Below are 18878 nucleotides of genomic sequence, written 5' to 3'. Positions count from 1 at the left end.
CACTTCGACCCGCGGCGCACTTCGCCTGACATTGAGGCATCTGAAGTCGAGCTGCTCGGCTCGGATCTCAAGGGATCAAGTTGATCGCCCGACTCAGGACGACCAGAACGGTGACCAGTGACACGCTGGACTGGACCGTGAACATGAACTTGGCGCGGTGAGTGAGCGGCATCGTGTCGGTGGGGCTGAAGGCGATGATGTTCGTGTACGCCGTGAAGCAGTAGTCCGCGAGTTTCGGTTGCCACGGTTCATTCCAGCCCTGCTGCGGGTAGAGGAAGTCCCGTTGATCGTTGGTAGCTGTCAACCGCGCCACGGGGCCACCGGCATCGACCCACCAATACACCAAGGCGAAACTCAGGACGTTGATCACGAGGACACCGAAACCCGCGAACAACAGGTAGTCGGCGGAGTCCTGATCCCCCTCCAGGAGGCTGATGAACAGTGAGGCGGCGTTGACGACACTGGCAAGTACCAGGAAGCCGAGGTAGAGGCCGATCAGTGTCTGGATACGTCTGGGGTGCACGCCCAACTGCCGGGTGATCAGCAGGCCGGCCGGTAGGCCGATGACCTCGATGACAGGGATCGCCCACGCGGGGATCGGTCCGACCGCAAGCTCATCCGGCAGCGCCAGTTGGATGACGACGATGACGGCGATCAGGAACCCGACCTCCAGCGCAAGCCGCGGATCCGCGGTCTGCACCTTGGGGTGCGCGTGTCCCTGCTTGCCTGCCCTCACACCGAGATGCTCCCAGAACCGACGCTCGGACAGGGTGCATTCCGACAACCGTCACCGCAGGCAACTGCCGAGGCCTCAGCGCTACGCTGTCGGCATGCGATCGCGTATCGCAGTTGTTGCACTGGTGCTCGGAGCGCTCGTCGTCGCCACTCACGCCGCGACGGACGCCGCCGAGGACCCCACCGCCGCCACGGTGTCGCCGGGAACTCAACCGGGCTCCCCATGGCCCACTATGCGCCACGATCTGCGCAACACTGGAGCCTCGGAGCTGGTCGCACGGGACACGGGCCTCACACCGTGGTCAGTCCCCACCGGGCGCGGAATCTTCTCGACACCAGTGGTCGCCTCCGACGGCACCATCTACGTCGGATCGGCAGACCACACGTTGTATGGACTGAACCGAGAAGGTGACACTGTCTGGACCTACAGGACCCGCGGAATCATCGATACCGCCCCGGCGCTGCTGGCCCCCGAACCCGGAGTTGGGCAGTCCCTGGTGTTCGGGTCGGGCGACCAGGTCCTGCGCCGCGTGCGCACCGACCCCGACCTGCCCCGCGGCGAACGCACCGTTTGGGAACTCGATGCCCTTCCGGTGGCTGACGGCAGTCCCCAGCTCGTGTCGTGGTGGGAGGGCAGTCCGAATGTCGGCCCGGACGGCACGATCTTCCAGGGCAACACGGGAAGCCAGGCCTACGCCATCAACCCGGACGGCACGATCCGCTGGGCCGTGCCCGCCGGGGACGCCGTTTGGACCGTCCCGGCGTTGGACGAACAGGGAAACAGCTACTGGGGGTCGGTGGACACCCGCGTGTTCGCCCTCGATCCCGACGGTGGACAGCTCTGGCAGCGCACAACCCTCGGATACGTCACGTCGTCGCCTGCCCTGTCACTGGCGGGAACCTTGTACGTGGGGTCATTCGACGGGCAGCTCTATGCGCTGGACAGCGCGAGCGGATCGGTTCAGTGGACGCTCGCGACCGGGGATCACATCTACGCCTCCCCCGCGTTGATCGAGTCGCCCGACGGAGTGGTCGAACAGATCATCATCGGCTCTACTGACGGGACCCTGTACTCGGCGGCACCCGACGGGACGCTGCTGTGGGAGTTCGATACCGGGGCACCCATCCGGAGTTCTCCCGTGGTGGGACGCTCTGCCGAGGGAGACTGGGTCGTCTACGTGGGCAATGCCGGGGGGCACGTCGTGGCGGTGGACGCGGCTGCGGGCACGCGTCGGTGGGCGTTCGACACCACCTCGCGCGAACCGGAACTGGCCACCCGGAACCAACTGAACTCGTCACCGGCCCTGACTCGGGACGGAGTGGTGCTCGGAAGTCAGGATGGGACGATCTGGTTCGTTCCCTACGACTACTGCCTGCGGGCGAAGGTCTCCGACCGCCGGTGCGTCCCGCAGTCCTCCGAGCTTCCCGCCGACGGTACCTACCTGTACCCGGTGAACGTCGGGGGCGGACTGGTCACCGACGGGACGCCTGCGGTCATCACTCCAGCGGGGTATTTCACGGGGCGCCTCGTGGTGCGCGACGGTGGCCGCACGGTACCCGCCCGGATGATTCCCTCGCCGGATGCGGAGTCGTTGGTGACGGTCGAACCTGAGGTCGCCGCCGAGGTGTCCTTGTCGGGCGACGGACGCTACGTCTTCGTCAGGCCGACGGACCTGCTCCCGTCCGAGACCGAGTTCACCGTGACCGTTGCGGGTTTGGCGACGGTCGGCGGGCCGCGACTGGGGAACCTGCATCTGGGTCCTGGTGAAGTGCAACCTTTCCGCGGCGAGTTCCGAGTTCGCACGGGCCCGGATGGTGATCCGCCCCGGTTCGCTCCCGGAGAAGGTCTGTCATTGTCCCGGTTGGCGGTGACACTTCCCCCGATGCTGACGAGCGTCAACCAGATCGGCTTCGATTTCTACGATCTCATCGGCACCCAGGTCGACACTGATGCCGCGGAACCTGTGACCTGGTTCGTCGGCGCCCGACGGACACCCGCAGGCCGCATCGTGTCAGACCCCGCGGCCCGATTCGCTTTCGCGACGACGGGCGAGCAACGCAGCGGGGAGTTCGCGTGGTCCGCCCAACAGGTGAATCTGTGGTTCACCTTCGGACCAGTGCCGCTACGGCGCTTCGACCTCCGCGGCACCTTCGGGGCGGACGGTGTCGTCCGCGCCGATTCCCAGTTCTTCGCCGAAGCAGTGTGCGCCGGAATCCCGGGCTACGGCACACGGATGCCGATTACCGGGATGTGTGACACCGAAGGCGTCATCACCGCGGCCGGAACCTTCCTGGCCGAGATCACACGGTCTCCCGCAGCCCGAAGCCCACGAGGCGTCACGATCGGAGATGTCGAGGTGACGGATGGCCGCGTGACCGCAACTGTGGACGTCGCACCAGGGGTCTCCTATGGCGCGACAGACCACTTCGTGTCGATCTTGCTCATCGATGAACTGACCGGGCAACCTTTGCCGTTGGACTACTTCTCGGGGACGACGATGAGCACCGACGAGTCCGGCAACATCACCGGCACCTCGGTCGCACTCGGCGACACTTCGCTCCCAGAGCGAACGACGGCGATCGTGATGACCGATGCGTACGCCGCCACCCGCACCACCCTTTCCGGCGGGGCATCGTCTTCCGGCGGGGCATCGTCTGCCGGCGGGGCATCGTCATGACCGCCGTCGCGACAACCCACGCGTCGCAGACCCGCCATTCCCGTCCATGGGCCGGTGTCATCATCGGCGTCGCGGCGTTCGTAGGAGCACTGCTGGTCGCCGTGTTCGTGACACTGGTACTCATCGCACTCGGCGTGACCAGCACGGAACCGATGTCACTCGGAACCTGGCTGACCGGTACCGGACTGTGGGGCGGGTGGAGCCAGCAAGTCGTCAGCGACCTGCCCAATGGTGCGGGATGGACCGTCTGGGTGGCGGGCGCACCCCTGCTGATCACAGCCGGCGCCGGGCTCCCCGCGGCCATGATGTTCCGACGGTGGCAGCCCGGAATTCTCGGGGTCATCACCGCGGCCATCACCACCGCAGCGCTCGCCGCTGTCCTGGTCTGGGCATCGAGTACGACGGATACAACGACCAACGCAGCAGGATCCGTCTCCGTGCGTGAGGGGCTGACGTGGTGGTGGACCGGCGATCTGCACCCCGGCACGATTGTGGGCGCCGCGCTGCTACTGCTCGTCATCGGGCTCACCAACACCGTCGGACTGTCATGGTGGCAACCTGCGCGCCATGTCGCATGGGCGGTGGTCGTCGCGCCTGGACTGATCCTGACAGTGGCGTTGCTGGCCGGGACTGCCTGGCTGACCAGCAGCATCTCCGCCGCGGCGACTCTCGGGCTTCTGTTTCCGCTGTCGGGAACGTTGGCTGTGTTTGCGATGGCGGGAGTACCCGTCACTTTCGGTCTCACCCGAGTGGCACCGGATCCCTACGTGCTGACGACCTGGCAAGCGGGCCCGGTCATCGCACTGGTCGGCATCCTCGTCGTCGTGCTCATCGCGGCAGCCGTCGGCTGGGTCCTGCGTCGCCGACACGACCAGTGTCCGTTCTGGAGCGGAACCCTGGGGGCTGCCGCTTTCGCGGGGTGGCTGGCGCTGATGATGGACGCGCAGGTCATGGTTCCGCCCGCCATCGGGGCGCAGAGCACTGTTTCCGTGAACCCCCTTGCGGCGGCAATCGTCGGGGGGGTGATGGGTGCGGTCAGCCTGGCCGTTAGAGGGCGAGCAACCGCGACGCAGTCCCTGCCAAAGGCTCCCGAACAGCCCCCGGCCGCATCATCCGTCAGCGACTCCTCAGCCCAGACCGAGACCGCGACCGAGACCGGAACCGGGAGCGAGAGCAGGTGACTTCGACCCAAACCGCGACAGAACTTGATCGGTGGATCAGGGGCTGCATGGGTTGATCAGCGGCGGGATCAGTTGATCACGGGCCTAATGTGGCCGTCATGGCCACTGGGACGGGCGAACGCTTCGCGGCCGCTCGATTCCCCTACGACCTGCGCCCCCACCAAGTCCAGGCTGTTCGGTGCTGCGAAACTGCCGCCGATGCCACCCGTTGCCATCTCGTGCTTCCGCCGGGGAGTGGCAAGACCCTGATCGGCGCGGAGATCGCGCGCCGGCTGGGTCGCCGCACCCTGGTTCTGGTCCCCAACACCGCGATCCAGGCGCAGTGGTCCCAGTTGTGGCGATCGGCGCAGCCCGAAGTCACTGTGGGCGAGGGGCGGGACGCCGACACCGATGTGATCGTGCTGACGTATCAGTCGCTGGCGACTTTCGACGCTGACGCCGATGACGACGACCCGCTCGCGGAGAGACTCCATCCGGACGCCGGACGACTACTCGACCGGCTGGCCACCGGCCCGCCCCTGACCATCGTGCTCGATGAGGCCCACCATCTGGCGGCGGTCTGGGGCGAGGTGCTCGCCGAACTGCTGGACCGACTGTCGGGGACCACGTCTCCGACGGTGATCGCCCTCACTGCGACTCCGCGCAGTCGGCTGACCGATGCGCAGGCCAGCCTCACCGACCGGCTGTTCGGACCCGTCCTGTACAGCGTGCCCACGCCGGCTCTGGTACGCGAGGGGGTACTCGCCCCCTTCCGGGAACTGGTCCGTTTCGTGACTCCATCCCGCGCCGAAAGCGAGTACCTGGCAGACCGGGCCACCCGCTGGCGGGAACTCACCACAAGCCTGCTGACCCCCGGATTCGCGAGCACTGATTTCCTGCCGTACATCGACTCAGCTTGGGTGCAGCGGAACACGACGAATGGTGACCCGGGCGTCAGTTGGCGGCACGTCGAGCGGGAGCAGCCCGACATCGCCCGCGCCGTGCTGCGACTGCACGCCGGTCCCACTCTGGTGGCCCTCCCCGAAGGGGCTCGGCTGCGCGAGGAACACCGCCAGGAACCCGATGTCACCGACTGGGCAGTGCTGATCGGGGACTACGGGCGGCGGGTCCTCGTGGATTCTGCTGAGCCCGCGGACGAGGTCGCGTGGCAACAACTGCGCGCTGGACTGAGGTCCGTCGGCTGGACTCTGACCCGCAACGGGGTACGCCGCGGCCAGAGCCCCGTTGACAAAGTGCTGCAACGCACTGTCGCCAAGGCGGACGCGGCGGCCCAGATCGTTCACCATGAGCATCGGATCCGCGGAGATCGTCTGCGAGCGGTCATCATCACCGACTACGAGCGAGCGTCCGCCACCCCGGACTCGGATCTCCGCCACGTCCTGACGACTCGCTCAGGTTCGGCGTGGGAGGCCCTGGCTGCGATCTGCGCTGTCGACGAGTCCCTGAACCCTGTCCTGGTCACGGGGCGTGTCGTGGCCGGGCGGCCCCGCACCATGGCGGCTCTGGCGAAGCATGCGCAGGAATCCGGCTTCGAACTCCGCAGCGAGCCGGCCGAGGAGGGGTTTGTGACCCTGGTCGGCCCGCGGTGGCAGCCCAGGTCGTGGCTGCCCCTGATCACGCAATGGTTCCTGACCGGCGGGTCGCAGGTCCTGATCGGAACGCGCGGCCTGTTGGGCGAGGGGTGGGACGCAGCAGCAATCACCACACTGGTCGACCTGACCGCGGCAACCACCACGACGTCCGTTGTCCAGGTCCGCGGGCGTGCCATCCGCCGCGACCCCGCGGACCCCGATAAAGCGGCGCACATTTGGTCGGTGGTGGCGATCAGCGACGAACACCCACGCGGCGACGCCGACTACCGGCGCTTCGTCACGAAACACGACGGGTTCCATGCCGTCGATCCCGCGGGGCGAATCGTCTTGGGTGTCAGCCATGTGACACCGCGGTGCGGACCGTTCGCGCCACCGGCACCCGACGAGCGGGTGTTCATCAATGCCGACATGTTGGCGGTGGCCGAGAACCCAGCGGAGTTGGCCGGGTTGTGGGGAGTGGGGCAGCCCTATGAGGGGGTTGATCTTCCGGTCGTGCAGATCGTCACTCCCCGCGCCGAGGCGGTTGATGCCCCTGAGACAGCCGTGGAGAGGTGGAGAAAACCGCGGTGGTACGTCCCGGTGATCACCACCGCGGCAGGGGGAACCGCACCCGTGGTCCTGGGCGCGACCACCGGCCTGGTTGCCGTCGGTGCTGCCGTCGGTGCGGGGCTGGGATATGGAATCGATGTGATGTGGCGCCGCACCCGCCGTTCTCGTGTCCTCGCCGAACTCGGGCCGCAAGACACCCTGCTGGCGATCGGACGGGCGGTGGCCGATGCCTTGTTGCCTGGTTCGGCCGCTCTGGTGGAGATCCATCCGGATGGCACGGGGGTGTGGCGCGCCGCCCTACGCACGAATGACCCCGCGCCAGCCACCGCGTTCGCCACCGCACTCGACCAGGTCCTGGCCCCCATCGACTGGCCCCGCTACCTTGTCTCGCGCCACCTGCCCCGGCTCAATGCCGAGGCCTGGCACGCATTGCCTGACACCTCAGGTCGAAATCGACGTAGCGCCGAGCAGTTCCTCGCTGCCTGGCAGCGGTACGTGTCACCGGGTCAACTGCTCTACACCGGAAGCGCTGAGGGCGCCGGAATGCTCACGGCTGTTCGGGGGCTGGATCCGACCTCAGCGTCAACAGCTGTGAGAACGGAATGGCATTGACGCGGCGCCGGCACCTCAGGTCTCGACAACAGCACAATGTGACCGACCCGGCACGTCGCGCTACCACCCCGGCGTACATTTGAGGTATGCGAATTCGAACCCTCCTCGCCCTACTCCTCCTCCCTGCTCTACTGCTGGGCACGGCCGCAACGACTGCCACAGCCGCTGAGCCCGGCATTCGCAATACCAAGGAGTACCAGGCGCTCAAGTCCTACGTCAGCCAGTTGAACGCCAAGAAGAATCAGCCTCAGACGCAGGCGGAGATCGCCAAGTACCGCAGGGAACTGTCGGCGAAGAAGACCAAGGCGGACAACAAGGTTCGTGCGCTGTACCAGGACCGCATCGCAAAGGCGAAAGACCAGCGGGCCAAGAGCAGGGTCAAGGTCCGCAAGTTGCGCGCCCAGTGGAAGAGCGAAGTAGCCGAGTTGAAGCAGGGCCTGAAGAACAAATTGAACTCGCTGGAGTCACAGCGCCGTTCCGAGATCGCCAGAATCAATACCCAGTTCGACGGCAAGCTCAACTCACTTCAGAACAAGCGGGCGAAGTTGCAGAAGCGCCTGGCCAAGGCCAAGGACCCCGTTGTGCGCGCGAATCTGCGCGAGGAGATCAGTTCGATCAACGACGAGATCGCCACACTGAACAGTGAGAAGCAGTCCGATCTCCGGGCCGTGCAGACGAAGTACAACAACCTCGAAGAACAGGCACGCGAACAAGCAGCCAGCAACATCTCCCGGACCAGGGCGCGCGGTGAACGTGCCGTGCAGGAGGCGGAAGCCGCCCTGCGCGAGGTGTTCGCGGAGAAGCGTGCAGCTGCCAACAGCATCAAGGCGGCCGAGTTCACCGTCGTGCGGACGGAATACGATCGCGGTGTCACCTACATCAATGAAATGCCCGTCACCGGCGGCGACAACGACTGACCTCCGATTGGCATTCGACCCCGGCCTGGACCGTCACGGGCCGGGGTCGACTCATGCAGGGCTCAGGATCCGCGCCCATTAGAATCAAGCGGCAGCCTCGCCGGCGTGGCGCAATTGGCAGCGCACCTGTCTTGTAAACAGGTGGTTCCCGGTTCGAGTCCGGGCGTCGGCTCTTCGGAAAGCCCTTGATTCACAAGGGTTTCCTCGCATCCAAGGTCCCGGCGGCGACCCCCTGAGCACCCCGACTGGACCCACGACTGGACCCACGGCCCGCCGCTGGACCCACGGCCCGTGACCAGCCCCACGTCACCGTGGCTCGACTCCACCAGCGGCACTCGGTCACACTGGGCAGGCATCTCCGGCTCGTCCCCCCGTTCGAGCCGGAGGTGCACTCATCTGTCGGCAGGTAGCGACATCCACCGACAGGCACCGACAGGCACCGACAGTCTCGAAGATGTCCCTTGACCCGCCCCGATCGCGATGGCCTCACGGTGGCGGCATGGACACGCTCATGCACGACGATCTCGCCCGGCTCATCGACGTTCACGCGGGCCGGGTCCTGATCGCCGACGCGCTGTCGCTCCTGGCGCTGTCACCGGGTGAGGCTCGCGACCTGGCGGATCGTGGCGCAGTTGCTCCGGGCGGCCGAATCGGCGGCCGTCGAGTCGATGGGTGATGCCGCGATGGACGCCTACTACCGGCCGTAGGTCACCGTGACTCGCGGCTCGACCGCCGCATCATCTCCACGCGCTGCGTCGGGAGTAACCCGCCCCTGATCCCGTGCGGGGCGGCAGCGGTGCGGGACTCGACCGTCAGGGCATCGCTCAGGCAGTCGCCGAGGACGTCGCAGCGGGCACATAAGGACATCGCTTCGGCGACGGCCCGCTTGGTCTGAATCGAGTAGAACGTGGCTTCGGTCTGCTCGTCGGTCATGCCTCGGCAGTGGGCGCGTTCCCACCAGCCGTGGGTCGGGTACGGCGGCATCTCGATGGTCATGCGTCCACCAGGACCCGCAGGCGTTCCAGCTCGCCCGGCCCGGTCCACGATCGACCGCACGCCGGGCACTCGACGCCGAAGGCGAACTTCTGTGCGCGCAACCGAATCCCGGCGTCCTCGCAATCGAGGTCCGGGCACGGCACGATCCCGGGGCGGGAGTCGGAACCGTCCAGCGCCCGCAGTAGCCCTCGGCGGGCGTGGCGAAGGTCGTCGGCGGCTTCGAGCGGCAGATACCCGCGCCAGCGTCCGAGGCGGTGCAGTAGTGACGGGACATTCGAGGAACCGTCGTGCCGTAACCCGTGGGTGGTGCTCACCTGGGCGATCAAGGACTTGATCGCGGCTTCGGCGTCGATCCTGGCGGCGAGCACGCTCATCGGTTGCGGCGGTTCGCTGGCTTTCATCGTTCGGGCCCGCAACCCGGACATGTCGCCAACCGGCCGCCTCGGAAGCACCGACTCCGATTCGGACCGCAGCCACGCGGCGGCCAGGTGGCTCAGCTCCTCGGCGATGTCGTGCAACGGGTCGTCCCTTCAGGTGAGGGTCCGGGTGGCTCTCGGCCCCGGGGCTTCGCGCGGGGAGGTTCCGCACGTTTCCTCCGCGAGAGCCACCCGGAGATTGTGGGGCGGCTACCGGCGGCGGACGGCGGCCGCCAGCCGGAGCGGTTCGGCGTCCGGGTCCGGTGCGGCCTTGCCTTGCAGTCGCCGCACGGCCAGGGCCAGCTCGGCAGGTCCCAGCGGCTTGTCGTCGCCCTGATCGCGGTCGGGTTCGTCGTTCTCGCTCATGCGGGCACCTCCTGATCCTCGGTCGCCACTTCGGAGCTGACCGCAGTACAGTACGCCCCCAGCCAGTCGGAGCGATCGTCTCCGGCCATGCGCCCGTTCACCAGGGCCGTTCGTGCCCGCCCCAACAGGGGCCCGCTCAGATTCAACGACGACACCGCGTCATCGAGCAACGCCTCGGCGGCGTCCATCGCCGAGACCGCCTGCCGGGTCAGCTCCTCGGCCTGCCCGACCCGCTGGGCGGCCGCTTCCCGGGCCTGCGGTGAGGCGATCGCGCGATCGACCACCACGGTCAGGGCGATGACCGCTTGCTTCCGCGCGGCATCGAGCCGGTTGCTCGCCAACCGCAGGTCCCGCAGCCGGTTGACCGTTTCGCTGGGGTAGTTCCCGCAGTACTTCGCGTCGTCGAGGTGTTGCAGCGCGAATCCGCCCGCCTCGGCGGCGGCCTGTCCCAACGTGCTTCGTGCCTGACGTTGGGCGTCCCGCGCGGTCAAGGCTTTGCCGAGCGCTTGGACCAGTTGCGGGTCGGCGTTCCAGTGCTCGATCTGCGCGAGGAATCGCAGCTTCTGCGCGAAGCTCGGCATCGGGCTCAGTCCGGCGAGGTCATCGACGGCCAAGGTCGCGGGGGGTCGTTTCGTCTTCGCGGTCACGCCGTCACCCCAGCCGGGGCGTCGAGTACGGCGGTCAGTGCGTCGGCGAGTTCTGCGATGAGTCCTTCGCGGCCGTCGAGGTCCAGCCGGGCGTCGATCACCCGCAGGGTCGCGTCCTGCACTTCGGGTGAGTCCAGATCCCTGCGGTGTTGCTGCACCTCGGCCAGCAGATCATGGGCGCGGTCCAGTGCGGCGGCCGCCTGTTCGCTGAGGCGGCGAGCCTGTTCGATCCGCTCGCGGGCTTCGGTGTCGGTGATTGTTGTTGTTGTCATTGGTTTTCCTACTTGTTCGTTGATTCGTTTGATTCGTGGGTTCGTGGGTGATCGGGGTCTACATCGCGGCTCCTCGGCCGCCCACCCGTGGGGCGTGGTCCGGCGGCGGGCCGTCCGGCGATCCGGGTGCGGCGTCGTCGTCGTGGAAGTGCACGGATCGCCGGGCCTTCTCGGACGCGAGCAACGACTCCGCGAGCTGCCGCCATTCGCGGTGGTGGCGTTCGCGGTGACTCGGCGGGCGGGTCCGGTCGAACGCCTCGCTCAACGCGAATCCGGCGGCGATCGCGGTGTGCCAGTCGGAGTCCTCGTAGAGCCCGGACTGCCGGGATGACTTCAGCGACTCGTACCAGTCGCGGCCCGGTCCCTGAAGGTCTTTCGGTGGCTTCGGTGGGCTCGTTCGGGGCGTGGTCACGACCGCCCGGCGGGCGCGGATTCCTCGGTTCGGCTGGCGGGACTGGCTGGCCGGTTTCGGCACGGGGTTGGGCATCGCTGGGGTTCCTCTCAGGTGTAGTTGAACGTTGAATGAGTGGCTTGCATCGACCCTTGGAAGCAGTGCGGGGTGGGGGCGAGGGGTCGGCGGAACGGGGGTATCCCCCGCCCCTTCGGGGGGCGCACCGATGAACCGCGGGGCCGTGGCGGCGACCGCCGGGGCGTGTCGGCGGACGCCGAAGCGATGCCGGGACCAGGAGCACCGAGGCGTCCCGGGGCGGGCCCGAAGCGCCACCAGAAGGGCACCGCAGACACCGAGGCCCACCGAGGAACCGCCACGCCTGGCGGGCCGAGGCCGAGCTCGTGCCCGGCGGCCCGGCGACAGGTCCGCGACGGGGGATCTCGGTCCGGGCTGTCGGACCTCCGTGATACCGGCGCGGTGCCGATGCCCGAATCCGCGTGAGAGTCGATGCCCGCCGGTCGGACCTGGGCGGGCACGGCGACCACGGCGGACGCGATCGAAGAATCGACTGCATGGTCATGACCACCACCACCGTGCCGGTCGTGCTCGTGGTCGTGATCGTTCGCGGCGGCCGTGGTCGCGGTGTTCGCTTGGCTCGAGGTCCTCGAGCGTGGGCGGGACGCCGGGCTCGAGGTCGAGTCGCTCGACCGCCGCGGCTCGGGACGCACCCCAACCTGATCCATCCACGCGCGGACGTAGCGGCGCACGCTGTCCTTGGAGCGCAGCCCGACGATGCCGAGGGCGGCGAACTCGGTCGGGGACAACCTGCTAGAACTAGCAGGTTTGCGCCCACCGTTGACCTCCGCCTCCTCCACGATCGCGGCCCGCTTCGACACAGATGCCCCGCGCGTGTCTCTGGTGGCGACGCAGGAGCGATCGGGAGCAGAGGCCGGGGCGATCACCCCGGTCGGGCTCCCGATCGCTCTCAGGGCGGTGCGGGAGGTCATGGCCGCCGTTTCCCTTGGCGGTGCCGTCTCCACGCCGGGTGTGAGGCTTCGACGGGGAACGTGGCCACGACCGCAGCGCAGTCCGAGCAGGGCGCGTGTTCCAGCCGGGAGAAACCGATCTGGTGGCCCCACGCGGCCTGACTGGCGCAGCGGTGGCACAAGCCGTCGCGCTTGTAGTGGTTCTTTGTGACGTCCCATGTGCGGGTCTCGGACATGGTTTCCGGCCTCTCGGCCTTGGGTTTGTTCCTCATCGTGGGTGTCTCCTGTCGTCGTCGGGAATGGCTCTCGGTCGCGAATCAGATGTGGGCCCTGGCTCGGGGGGTACCGGAACTACCCGGAAAGGCCCAGGGCGTTGCTCGTGGTCGTTGCGGGAGACCGCGACGGGGCATCTCACCACGACGCCTCACCCGGCCCGGGCCAGATCCGCGCGCGGAGCACGGCGCGGTGTTCCGCCGATCTCGTAGGCTGCGATGCAGCAGCCCGGCCGCGACCGCCGCGCGGACCAGGTGGTCGGTTGACTTGTGGGCCAGGTCGAGGTCCTCGGCGAGGATCCATCGCAGGTCCACGGCGCTGATTCCAGGCCAGCGCTCAACCTCACGACGAAGCGTGTCCCAGGCGGCGTGCAGCTTCGGGGCGCGCTTCGGGTCGAGGTCACCGGCCACCACGCGATCGGCCACGGTCCGCCGAGGGCTGCGGCCGCAGGTCGGGCAGCGGGTGGTCATGAGTCGGCCTCGGTGGGAGTCAGGGCATCGAGGACCGACTGGTGCCACAGAATCCTCGCCGAGCGTGTGCCGATGCCGTCACTGCGCCCGGCCGAGTAGCGGCGCACCGGATCAGCCGGACGGGCGTAGCCGTGGTCGGTGAGGACCTCAAGGGCCGCCACCGTTTCCTCCTTCGACCGTCTCGTGAGCCGCATTGCGTCCCGCACGGTCGGGCGGGGTCGGTCGGAAGTGAAGATCTTGTCGAGAAGCGCTTCTGCCAGGTTGGCCGCCTTTGGATGGATGGACTGTGCCAACACGAGGCCGCACGCTGAGACGCCGGGTGCGGGTCGGCCAACGGCGGCGTGCCAGACCCAGCCGGGTCCAAGTTCGTCGCAGTGAATCGGGTGAGTGGTCGCGTTGCCGTACAGCGGCGTCGGGGCGAACGTCCACGGCCCTCCTTCGGCGGTGAAGTAGGCGATGGCGTAGTCACGCCCCTGCGCGTCGGTGAATCGCCAGTCTCCGCCGGGAACGGCGGGTGTGCAGTCGGTGGTCATGAGTGGTTCCTCTCGATGGTGGTTCTTCTTGGTTCTGCCGTTCTCGTCTTGGCCGCCCAAAGGGGCACCCCTATATAGGGGTGCTCCTTTTTGGGCAGTTCGGCGGTGAAACGCTGCCCGACCCTGCCCGGGGGGGTGCCCACGCTCCTGCCCGGCCCCTGTCCGGGGCCTGCCCAGATCGGCGAAGGTGGCCGCTTCGGGCACCTGCCCGACCCTGCCCGGGGGGTGCCGGGCAGGTCGGGGGCAAGTGTGGGGCGCGCCGTGGCCGTCATCGGGTCGCCTCTTTCCGTACCCGAATCGCCTGCTCAACTACCCGCTTCGGGTACTTCAGACCGGCGGCCTTCAGGGCCGCCAGCACCGTCCCGCGCCCGGCCGTCACCGGGACGTCGAGTCCGTCGAGTTGGTCCATCACTGCCTGAACGCCGGGGTCGATCGACCCAGCGGGCCACTCCAGCGACTCCACGTCATGCGTGAGGAATCCGCAGTCATCCCGACCGCGACGCAACTTCGCACGGGTCAGGTAGTGGGCCTGCCGGGACTCCTCCGCCTTCAGGAACACGGCATCACCAGCGCCGTCCTGGGTGGCCGTCAGTCTCACGACCAGATCGACGTCGGAGTTCTTCGCCGAGGACCCGCGCTGCCCCTTCTTCTCGTCCTTGCCGGAGTGATCGAGACGGATCACGGCGATGCCGTGATGCTTCAGCGGAAACCCCGTGTTGGAGTACCAGTTGTGCCAGGTGTCGGCGTCCTTCTCTGCTGTGGTGATGGTGCGCGCGGCCGTGTCGATGACCACCAGATCAGCACCGACCGCGAGGGCGGCCTCGGTGATCTGCCGTCCCCCTTCCGGTGTGTCGAGCCGCCGCATCATCGGCAGGGACAGGTAGTGCAGCCGTTCGGCCAGCGCCTCGGTGTCGGCGTCGAATCCCATGTGCTCCATGCGGTCGAGGACATCGCCCTGGGTGTTCTCCAGATCGACGTAGAGCACCGTGCGCGCCTTGACCGGCTGCCCGAAGATGTCCTGCCCGAGGGCGACCCGAGCGGCCAGCCAGAGCAGGAACAATGACTTCCCGGCTTTCGCCGGGGAGTAGAGCGCCACAGCCCGCCCGGCTTCGACCAGACCGGGAACGATCCAGTCGGTCTCGGTGTGCTCGCGGTTGAACGCGGTCCGCCAGTCGATCCGACTGGCCAGGATGCCGTCGTCGGGTGGTGGCGGTGCATCTCCGACAGCACCGTCACCCACCACCGGCTCCGACTCCTGCGGCATCCATGACCCGGGCCACTGCGCGAGCTCGGCACGGCACTCCTCGTCGGTCTTGCGCCCGACGAGGACGACGGCCGCCCGCAAGTTCTGGCCGTGCTCGCCGGGCCGGACCTTGCCGTCCTTGCGCCAGGCGGTGAGCCGGTCCTTGAGGATCTCGGCCAGGACGACCGCATCGCCATTGCACACCGCTCCCAGCCGCACGGCGGCCATGAGTTGCACGCACTTGGCCAGGTGGGTGTAGTGGCGCTCCCGTGGCCGTTCCAGGCCCGCGAAGGTGGCCGTCATGTCCGCCACCCACGGTGCCGACGCTTCCGGCATGACCGGCCACTCCTCCGGCGGGGTCCAGTCGCCGTCACGGCTCTTCGGATCGCCCGGGTCATCGACTCCGGCCGCATCGAGGGCGGCGACCAGATCGCGGTACCCGATCGCGTATCCGGTGTCGTGGGTGAACGTGACCGGCACGGGATCGGCCTTGTGGTTGACCGTTCCCGGTACCCGCCATACGCGGGCCGTGTCGGACAGGTCATCGACGGTGCCGCCGCGCAGAGCCGCGACCCGAACCCCCAGGGCGGTGAACCGTCGCCAGGTGGCCTGACGGTGGGCGACCTGGGCCGAGGTGGCTTCGGTGATCTCGTCATCGACGGCCCAGATCGGCTGCCAGCCGTGGCCCGAGCCGATGACGGCGACGGGGCGGGTACCGAGCAGGGCGGACATGTCGTCGATGACTGCCGGGACGTCCTGGGCGTCGAGCCCCTCCGGCTTGTGGGGGCCGGCGCTCATCGAGGTCGAGGACCAGCGTCGACAGCTGGGCGATGTCGTCGGCCTTGCCGCGTGATCCGGTGGCGACCGGCGCGGACAATGGGTTGAGGCCGACGTAGCAGTCGGCATCGACCGGCCACTGTCTCGCGGTCAGGTCCGCGACGCTGCCGACTCCGGAGCGGTTCGGTTGCCCGTCGCGCAGGATCAGCCAGGACAGCCGGGTGTCCGGGGCCATGTCGAGTGCGGCGAGCATCTCGGACAGCGGGGCGGTGGAGGTGGTGATGGTCATGCGTCACCACCAAGGCTGGCTGCGACCTTCTGGCGCACCATCTCCAATGCGCCGTCCGGGTCATCGCCGCAGAACTGAACTATCGACCAAGCAGCCAGCAGGACCCCAGCGCTCAGCAACGGGTCTGTGGTGTTGGCCACCCGGTGGTCGAGACTGTCGGCCAGAATCAAGGCCACCGCCACGGGGTCCGAATTCTCGATCAGGCTCTGCGCCACTTTCGTCTGCGCCCGAATGGTGGCGTCGTCGGGCTCCGGCTCGCGGATGACGGTCACCTTCGGCTTGACCGGCTTGGGCTCCGGCTCGCGGATGACGGTCACCTTCGGCTTGACCGGCTTGGGCTCCGGCTCGCGGATGACGGTCACCTTCGGCTTGACCGGCTTGGGCTCCGGCTCGCGGATGACGGTCACCTTCGGCTTGACCGGCTTGGGCTCCGGCTCGCGGATGACGGTCACCTTCGGCTTGACCGGCTTGGGTGCGACGGTTTCCTTCGCTGCGGCCTTGATCGCCTTGGCCGTCACCTTGCCCTCGGTCGCCTGCTGCGCGACCCGCAGGACATCGGCAGCCACATCGGGTCCGTGTTCCTTGACGATCGGGGCGATCGCACGGGCCTGGCCCTCGTTCTCGATCTGCGGAATGTCCACAATTGTGGACATCTGATCGGCCACCACACCGGACTCGATGAGTTGATAGGCGCGGGTCCGCGACATCGACCAGCGCTCGTTCACGTAGTCCTCGAACGTGGCATGAGTGGCCCGGTAGGTGTGCTGATCGCGGATACGGCACAAGGCCATGCCGACCTTGTAGAACACCGTGATCCCGGCTTCGATGATCGCTTCGTCTTTGGCGAGTTGCTCGGCCTCTGCGGCGGTCAGGATCGCCGCCTCGGCGACGTCGATCGAGGCGGTGTTCACGGAACCGTCGCGCGGTACACTTTCGGCGTCGATGGGTCTGGTAACTCCGCCGACTGCCCCCGCTGCTTCCCGCGCAGCGGGGGCGTTGTCGTTCGTGGGGATGGTGGTCACTCGGCACCGCCCGTGACGGGCAGCCCCAGCAGCTCCCGCAGTTTCGCCGTGGGCACGGCGAGGCGGGTTGCGCTCAGGTGGACGGTGGGCAGGTACCCGGCCTGCGCGGCGCGGTAGGCGCGGTCACGGGACATCCCGAGATAGCGCCCGGCGTCGATGACGCTCAGCAGTGGGGTGGTTTCGGCATCGGGAATGGTCCCGACAGATTCGGACATGAGGGTTTCCTCCGGAGACGTTGAGTTCGTCTCCGGGGCCGCTCACGCATTGCCCCCCAGAGGTGGGCGGATTCCCTAGGTTCCGCCGTCCTATGTGTCCTGTCCGGACTGGGTTGGGTCTGGTGACGCGACCGTAAGCCGTCGGGGGCGCGGTTGTCCAGTAGCGGTCCGTCGCAGACCTCGGCTAGCGGTGGCGAGCGACGCCTAGCCGTCTGTATCGCGGTTCAGCGCGGCGGACAGGACATCGGCGGGAACGATCGCCGAAACATGCCCGTACGTGTCCGCCGTGATCCCGATGCCGGAGTGCCCCAGCAGCGCCGAGACCACTTGCAGCGGCACTCCTCGGGCCAGGAGTCGGTGCGCCAGGCCGTGCCGTAGCGAATGCCAAGGGCGGCGCCGGGTTCGACTCCTGCCGGCGCGTGCCGCGCGTCTGCAGTTCATGGGTGACGTTGCGTCGGTCCAGCGCCCGGCCGGTGATCGAGGTGAACACCAGACCATCGGGGTTGGCCCAGCTCGGACCGAGGTCCGCCGCATCGCTGCGCTGCCGCTGTCGTCTGTGCACGGAGCGCGTCCACCACCTCGGGGATGCAGGTGATGGTCCGCACCCGGCCGGACTTCGTGGCATCGCGGTCCGGTGATCCGCGGCGGATCGTGGCCGTCCCGGCGGACAGGTCCACATCGGACCACCGCAACGCCAGAGCCTCACCGATGCGAACCCCGGTGAACGCCACGAACACCGCCAGGTGCTCAACGCGTCGTCCCTGACAGGCCGCGAGCAGGGCATCAGCGTCGTCGGCCGAGGTGACCGGCACCGTCGCTTTCGTGACCGTGGGCCGGTCGACCTGGCGAAGCGGGTTGCCCTCGGTCAGACCTTCATCGGCGGCCAGGTCGAGGGCACGTACGGCCGCGACGTAGACGCCGCGCACCGTCGAGGCGGCGAGCGGCTGGCCGTCCTTGCGACGGTGATCGCGCACGGCCGCCAGCCACAACTCCCCGGTGCGGCGATCGAGGTCGCGCAGCCTGCAGTCGTCCCGCTGCGGGTTCGCCGTACCACCGTAGGAGATCGCCGTAGATGGTCTGGGTCCTGGGCGATAGGGATGTGTGCGGCAGTCGATGGGTGCGCCAGGTGGAGAAGTAGTCCGCCAGGAGGACGTCCGGGCCGGTGGTGGTCGCGGGTGTGGTGCCGTCGCGAAGTTGCTTCAACTTCGCTCGCGCGGCCTCTCGGGAGGTGGCGTAGCGGCGGGTCTTGACCGACGTGCCGGTCAGTGGGTCGAAGCGGCGGACCTGAGCGACCCACTGCCCGTCACCGCGGCGGTAGACCGAGCCCGTGCCGTCGCCGCGTTCCTTCGGTTTCGCCATTGTTGCCCCCGGTGCGGGCTGCGGATAGTGGACCCACGAGACTGGACCCACAGACCGATTCTGCGGCCGTACCCGATGCTACCGGGTGCAACGAGATGAGACGGAAACCGTTGGAAACACTCGGTAACTTGCCACTTGGCCCAACCCCCTGCCAACCCGCGAGCGCCAACTTGTAAACAGGTGGTTCCCGGTTCGAGTCCGGGCGTCGGCTCTCGCGTGTATCTGGGGAAAACCGATGCCTCGATTCGGCTCCCCAGTCACGTCTTCCCAGCGCACTCACCCGCAAGCAGAATGGGGAGCGCTCTTGAGTTGCGCGCCCGATCAGAGCGCCACATAGCGGGACGTGGACCACTCGACCC

19 protein-coding genes and 1 tRNA gene are annotated in these 18878 nt (G+C 67.9%); 6 read left to right on the top strand and 14 right to left on the bottom strand.

Annotated elements, in window-relative coordinates; all coding sequences use genetic code 11:
* Positions 1-67: 67 nt before the first annotated feature.
* Positions 68-784 (bottom strand): hypothetical protein, encoded by a 717-nt coding sequence (locus V9E98_02120; GenBank protein MEI2715788.1) that lies wholly within the window; start codon positions 782-784, stop codon positions 68-70.
* A gap of 46 nt (positions 785-830) precedes the next feature.
* Between V9E98_02120 and V9E98_02115 the strand changes: the two genes are divergently transcribed.
* From V9E98_02115 to V9E98_02090, 6 genes are all read left to right on the top strand, one after another.
* Positions 831-3413: a PQQ-binding-like beta-propeller repeat protein gene (locus tag V9E98_02115; protein ID MEI2715787.1), complete on the top strand. Its 2583-nt coding sequence runs from the start codon at positions 831-833 to the stop codon at positions 3411-3413.
* Positions 3410-4594 carry a hypothetical protein gene (locus V9E98_02110; GenBank protein MEI2715786.1) on the top strand — a complete coding sequence of 395 codons (1185 nt, stop codon included), beginning with the start codon at positions 3410-3412 and terminating at the stop codon, positions 4592-4594. Before V9E98_02115 ends, V9E98_02110 begins: the two co-directional genes overlap by 4 nt.
* A gap of 98 nt (positions 4595-4692) precedes the next feature.
* Positions 4693-7347 carry a DEAD/DEAH box helicase family protein gene (locus V9E98_02105; protein ID MEI2715785.1) on the top strand — a complete coding sequence of 885 codons (2655 nt, stop codon included), beginning with the start codon at positions 4693-4695 and terminating at the stop codon, positions 7345-7347.
* A gap of 86 nt (positions 7348-7433) precedes the next feature.
* On the top strand, positions 7434-8264 hold the full coding sequence (locus V9E98_02100) for a hypothetical protein (protein ID MEI2715784.1): 831 nt from the start codon (positions 7434-7436) through the stop codon (positions 8262-8264).
* 99 nt (positions 8265-8363) lie between these two features.
* Positions 8364-8436: transfer RNA gene (locus tag V9E98_02095), tRNA-Thr, on the top strand.
* Positions 8437-8763: 327 nt separating this feature from the next.
* A complete protein-coding gene (locus V9E98_02090) occupies positions 8764-8940 on the top strand; it encodes a hypothetical protein (GenBank protein ID MEI2715783.1) in 177 nt (58 codons plus the stop codon).
* A 32-nt stretch (positions 8941-8972) separates the two neighbouring features.
* On the opposite strand, the gene V9E98_02085 is transcribed toward V9E98_02090, so the two are convergent.
* The 13 genes from V9E98_02085 to V9E98_02025 form a co-directional block, all read right to left on the bottom strand.
* Positions 8973-9260, bottom strand: a complete 288-nt coding sequence (locus tag V9E98_02085) for a WhiB family transcriptional regulator (protein ID MEI2715782.1) — start codon at positions 9258-9260, stop codon at positions 8973-8975.
* Positions 9257-9778 carry a hypothetical protein gene (locus V9E98_02080; GenBank protein ID MEI2715781.1) on the bottom strand — a complete coding sequence of 174 codons (522 nt, stop codon included), beginning with the start codon at positions 9776-9778 and terminating at the stop codon, positions 9257-9259. Before V9E98_02080 ends, V9E98_02085 begins: the two co-directional genes overlap by 4 nt.
* Positions 9779-9886: 108 nt before the next feature.
* A complete protein-coding gene (locus tag V9E98_02075; protein MEI2715780.1) occupies positions 9887-10042 on the bottom strand; it encodes a hypothetical protein in 156 nt (51 codons plus the stop codon).
* Positions 10039-10689 carry a hypothetical protein gene (locus V9E98_02070; GenBank protein MEI2715779.1) on the bottom strand — a complete coding sequence of 217 codons (651 nt, stop codon included), beginning with the start codon at positions 10687-10689 and terminating at the stop codon, positions 10039-10041. The genes V9E98_02075 and V9E98_02070 overlap by 4 nt, the downstream gene beginning before the upstream one ends.
* Complete coding sequence (locus tag V9E98_02065; protein MEI2715778.1) at positions 10686-10961, bottom strand: hypothetical protein; 276 nt, start codon at positions 10959-10961, stop codon at positions 10686-10688. Before V9E98_02065 ends, V9E98_02070 begins: the two co-directional genes overlap by 4 nt.
* 58 nt (positions 10962-11019) lie before the next feature.
* Positions 11020-11448 carry a hypothetical protein gene (locus V9E98_02060; protein ID MEI2715777.1) on the bottom strand — a complete coding sequence of 143 codons (429 nt, stop codon included), beginning with the start codon at positions 11446-11448 and terminating at the stop codon, positions 11020-11022.
* Between the two features lie 1629 nt (positions 11449-13077).
* Entirely contained in the window at positions 13078-13614 is a 537-nt protein-coding gene (locus V9E98_02055) for a hypothetical protein (protein ID MEI2715776.1), read from the bottom strand.
* Positions 13615-13882: 268 nt separating this feature from the next.
* The gene (locus V9E98_02050; protein MEI2715775.1) at positions 13883-14878 is read right to left on the bottom strand and encodes an AAA family ATPase; all 996 of its coding nucleotides are present in this window, start codon (positions 14876-14878) and stop codon (positions 13883-13885) included.
* Positions 14879-15509: 631 nt separating this feature from the next.
* Positions 15510-15923, bottom strand: coding sequence for a hypothetical protein (locus V9E98_02045; protein ID MEI2715774.1), 414 nt, complete (start codon positions 15921-15923; stop codon positions 15510-15512).
* Positions 15920-16945 carry a hypothetical protein gene (locus V9E98_02040; protein MEI2715773.1) on the bottom strand — a complete coding sequence of 342 codons (1026 nt, stop codon included), beginning with the start codon at positions 16943-16945 and terminating at the stop codon, positions 15920-15922. The genes V9E98_02045 and V9E98_02040 overlap by 4 nt, the downstream gene beginning before the upstream one ends.
* Complete coding sequence (locus V9E98_02035; protein ID MEI2715772.1) at positions 16942-17160, bottom strand: hypothetical protein; 219 nt, start codon at positions 17158-17160, stop codon at positions 16942-16944. The genes V9E98_02040 and V9E98_02035 overlap by 4 nt, the downstream gene beginning before the upstream one ends.
* A gap of 204 nt (positions 17161-17364) precedes the next feature.
* The gene (locus V9E98_02030; GenBank protein MEI2715771.1) at positions 17365-17601 is read right to left on the bottom strand and encodes a tyrosine-type recombinase/integrase; all 237 of its coding nucleotides are present in this window, start codon (positions 17599-17601) and stop codon (positions 17365-17367) included.
* Positions 17598-18134: a site-specific integrase gene (locus tag V9E98_02025; protein MEI2715770.1), complete on the bottom strand. Its 537-nt coding sequence runs from the start codon at positions 18132-18134 to the stop codon at positions 17598-17600. The genes V9E98_02030 and V9E98_02025 overlap by 4 nt, the downstream gene beginning before the upstream one ends.
* Between the last annotated feature and the right edge of the window lie 744 nt (positions 18135-18878).

Source organism: Candidatus Nanopelagicales bacterium (assembly GCA_037045355.1).
GTDB lineage: Bacteria > Actinomycetota > Actinomycetes > S36-B12.
Note: the sequence above shows the minus strand (reverse complement) of the source record. Positions and strands in the feature narration are given on the sequence as shown.

Coding starts and splice junctions, on each gene's coding strand:
- V9E98_02030 (MEI2715771.1), bottom strand. CDS start 17,601: ATGAACTGCAGACGCGCGGCACGCGCCGGCAGGAGTCGAACCCGGCGC.
- V9E98_02115 (MEI2715787.1), top strand. CDS start 831: ATGCGATCGCGTATCGCAGTTGTTGCACTGGTGCTCGGAGCGCTCGTC.
- V9E98_02100 (MEI2715784.1), top strand. CDS start 7,434: ATGCGAATTCGAACCCTCCTCGCCCTACTCCTCCTCCCTGCTCTACTG.
- V9E98_02050 (MEI2715775.1), bottom strand. CDS start 14,878: ATGCCGCAGGAGTCGGAGCCGGTGGTGGGTGACGGTGCTGTCGGAGAT.
- V9E98_02075 (MEI2715780.1), bottom strand. CDS start 10,042: ATGAGCGAGAACGACGAACCCGACCGCGATCAGGGCGACGACAAGCCG.
- V9E98_02035 (MEI2715772.1), bottom strand. CDS start 17,160: ATGTCCGAATCTGTCGGGACCATTCCCGATGCCGAAACCACCCCACTG.
- V9E98_02085 (MEI2715782.1), bottom strand. CDS start 9,260: ATGACCATCGAGATGCCGCCGTACCCGACCCACGGCTGGTGGGAACGC.
- V9E98_02105 (MEI2715785.1), top strand. CDS start 4,693: ATGGCCACTGGGACGGGCGAACGCTTCGCGGCCGCTCGATTCCCCTAC.
- V9E98_02045 (MEI2715774.1), bottom strand. CDS start 15,923: ATGACCATCACCACCTCCACCGCCCCGCTGTCCGAGATGCTCGCCGCA.
- V9E98_02090 (MEI2715783.1), top strand. CDS start 8,764: ATGGACACGCTCATGCACGACGATCTCGCCCGGCTCATCGACGTTCAC.
- V9E98_02110 (MEI2715786.1), top strand. CDS start 3,410: ATGACCGCCGTCGCGACAACCCACGCGTCGCAGACCCGCCATTCCCGT.
- V9E98_02055 (MEI2715776.1), bottom strand. CDS start 13,614: ATGACCACCGACTGCACACCCGCCGTTCCCGGCGGAGACTGGCGATTC.
- V9E98_02060 (MEI2715777.1), bottom strand. CDS start 11,448: ATGCCCAACCCCGTGCCGAAACCGGCCAGCCAGTCCCGCCAGCCGAAC.
- V9E98_02065 (MEI2715778.1), bottom strand. CDS start 10,961: ATGACAACAACAACAATCACCGACACCGAAGCCCGCGAGCGGATCGAA.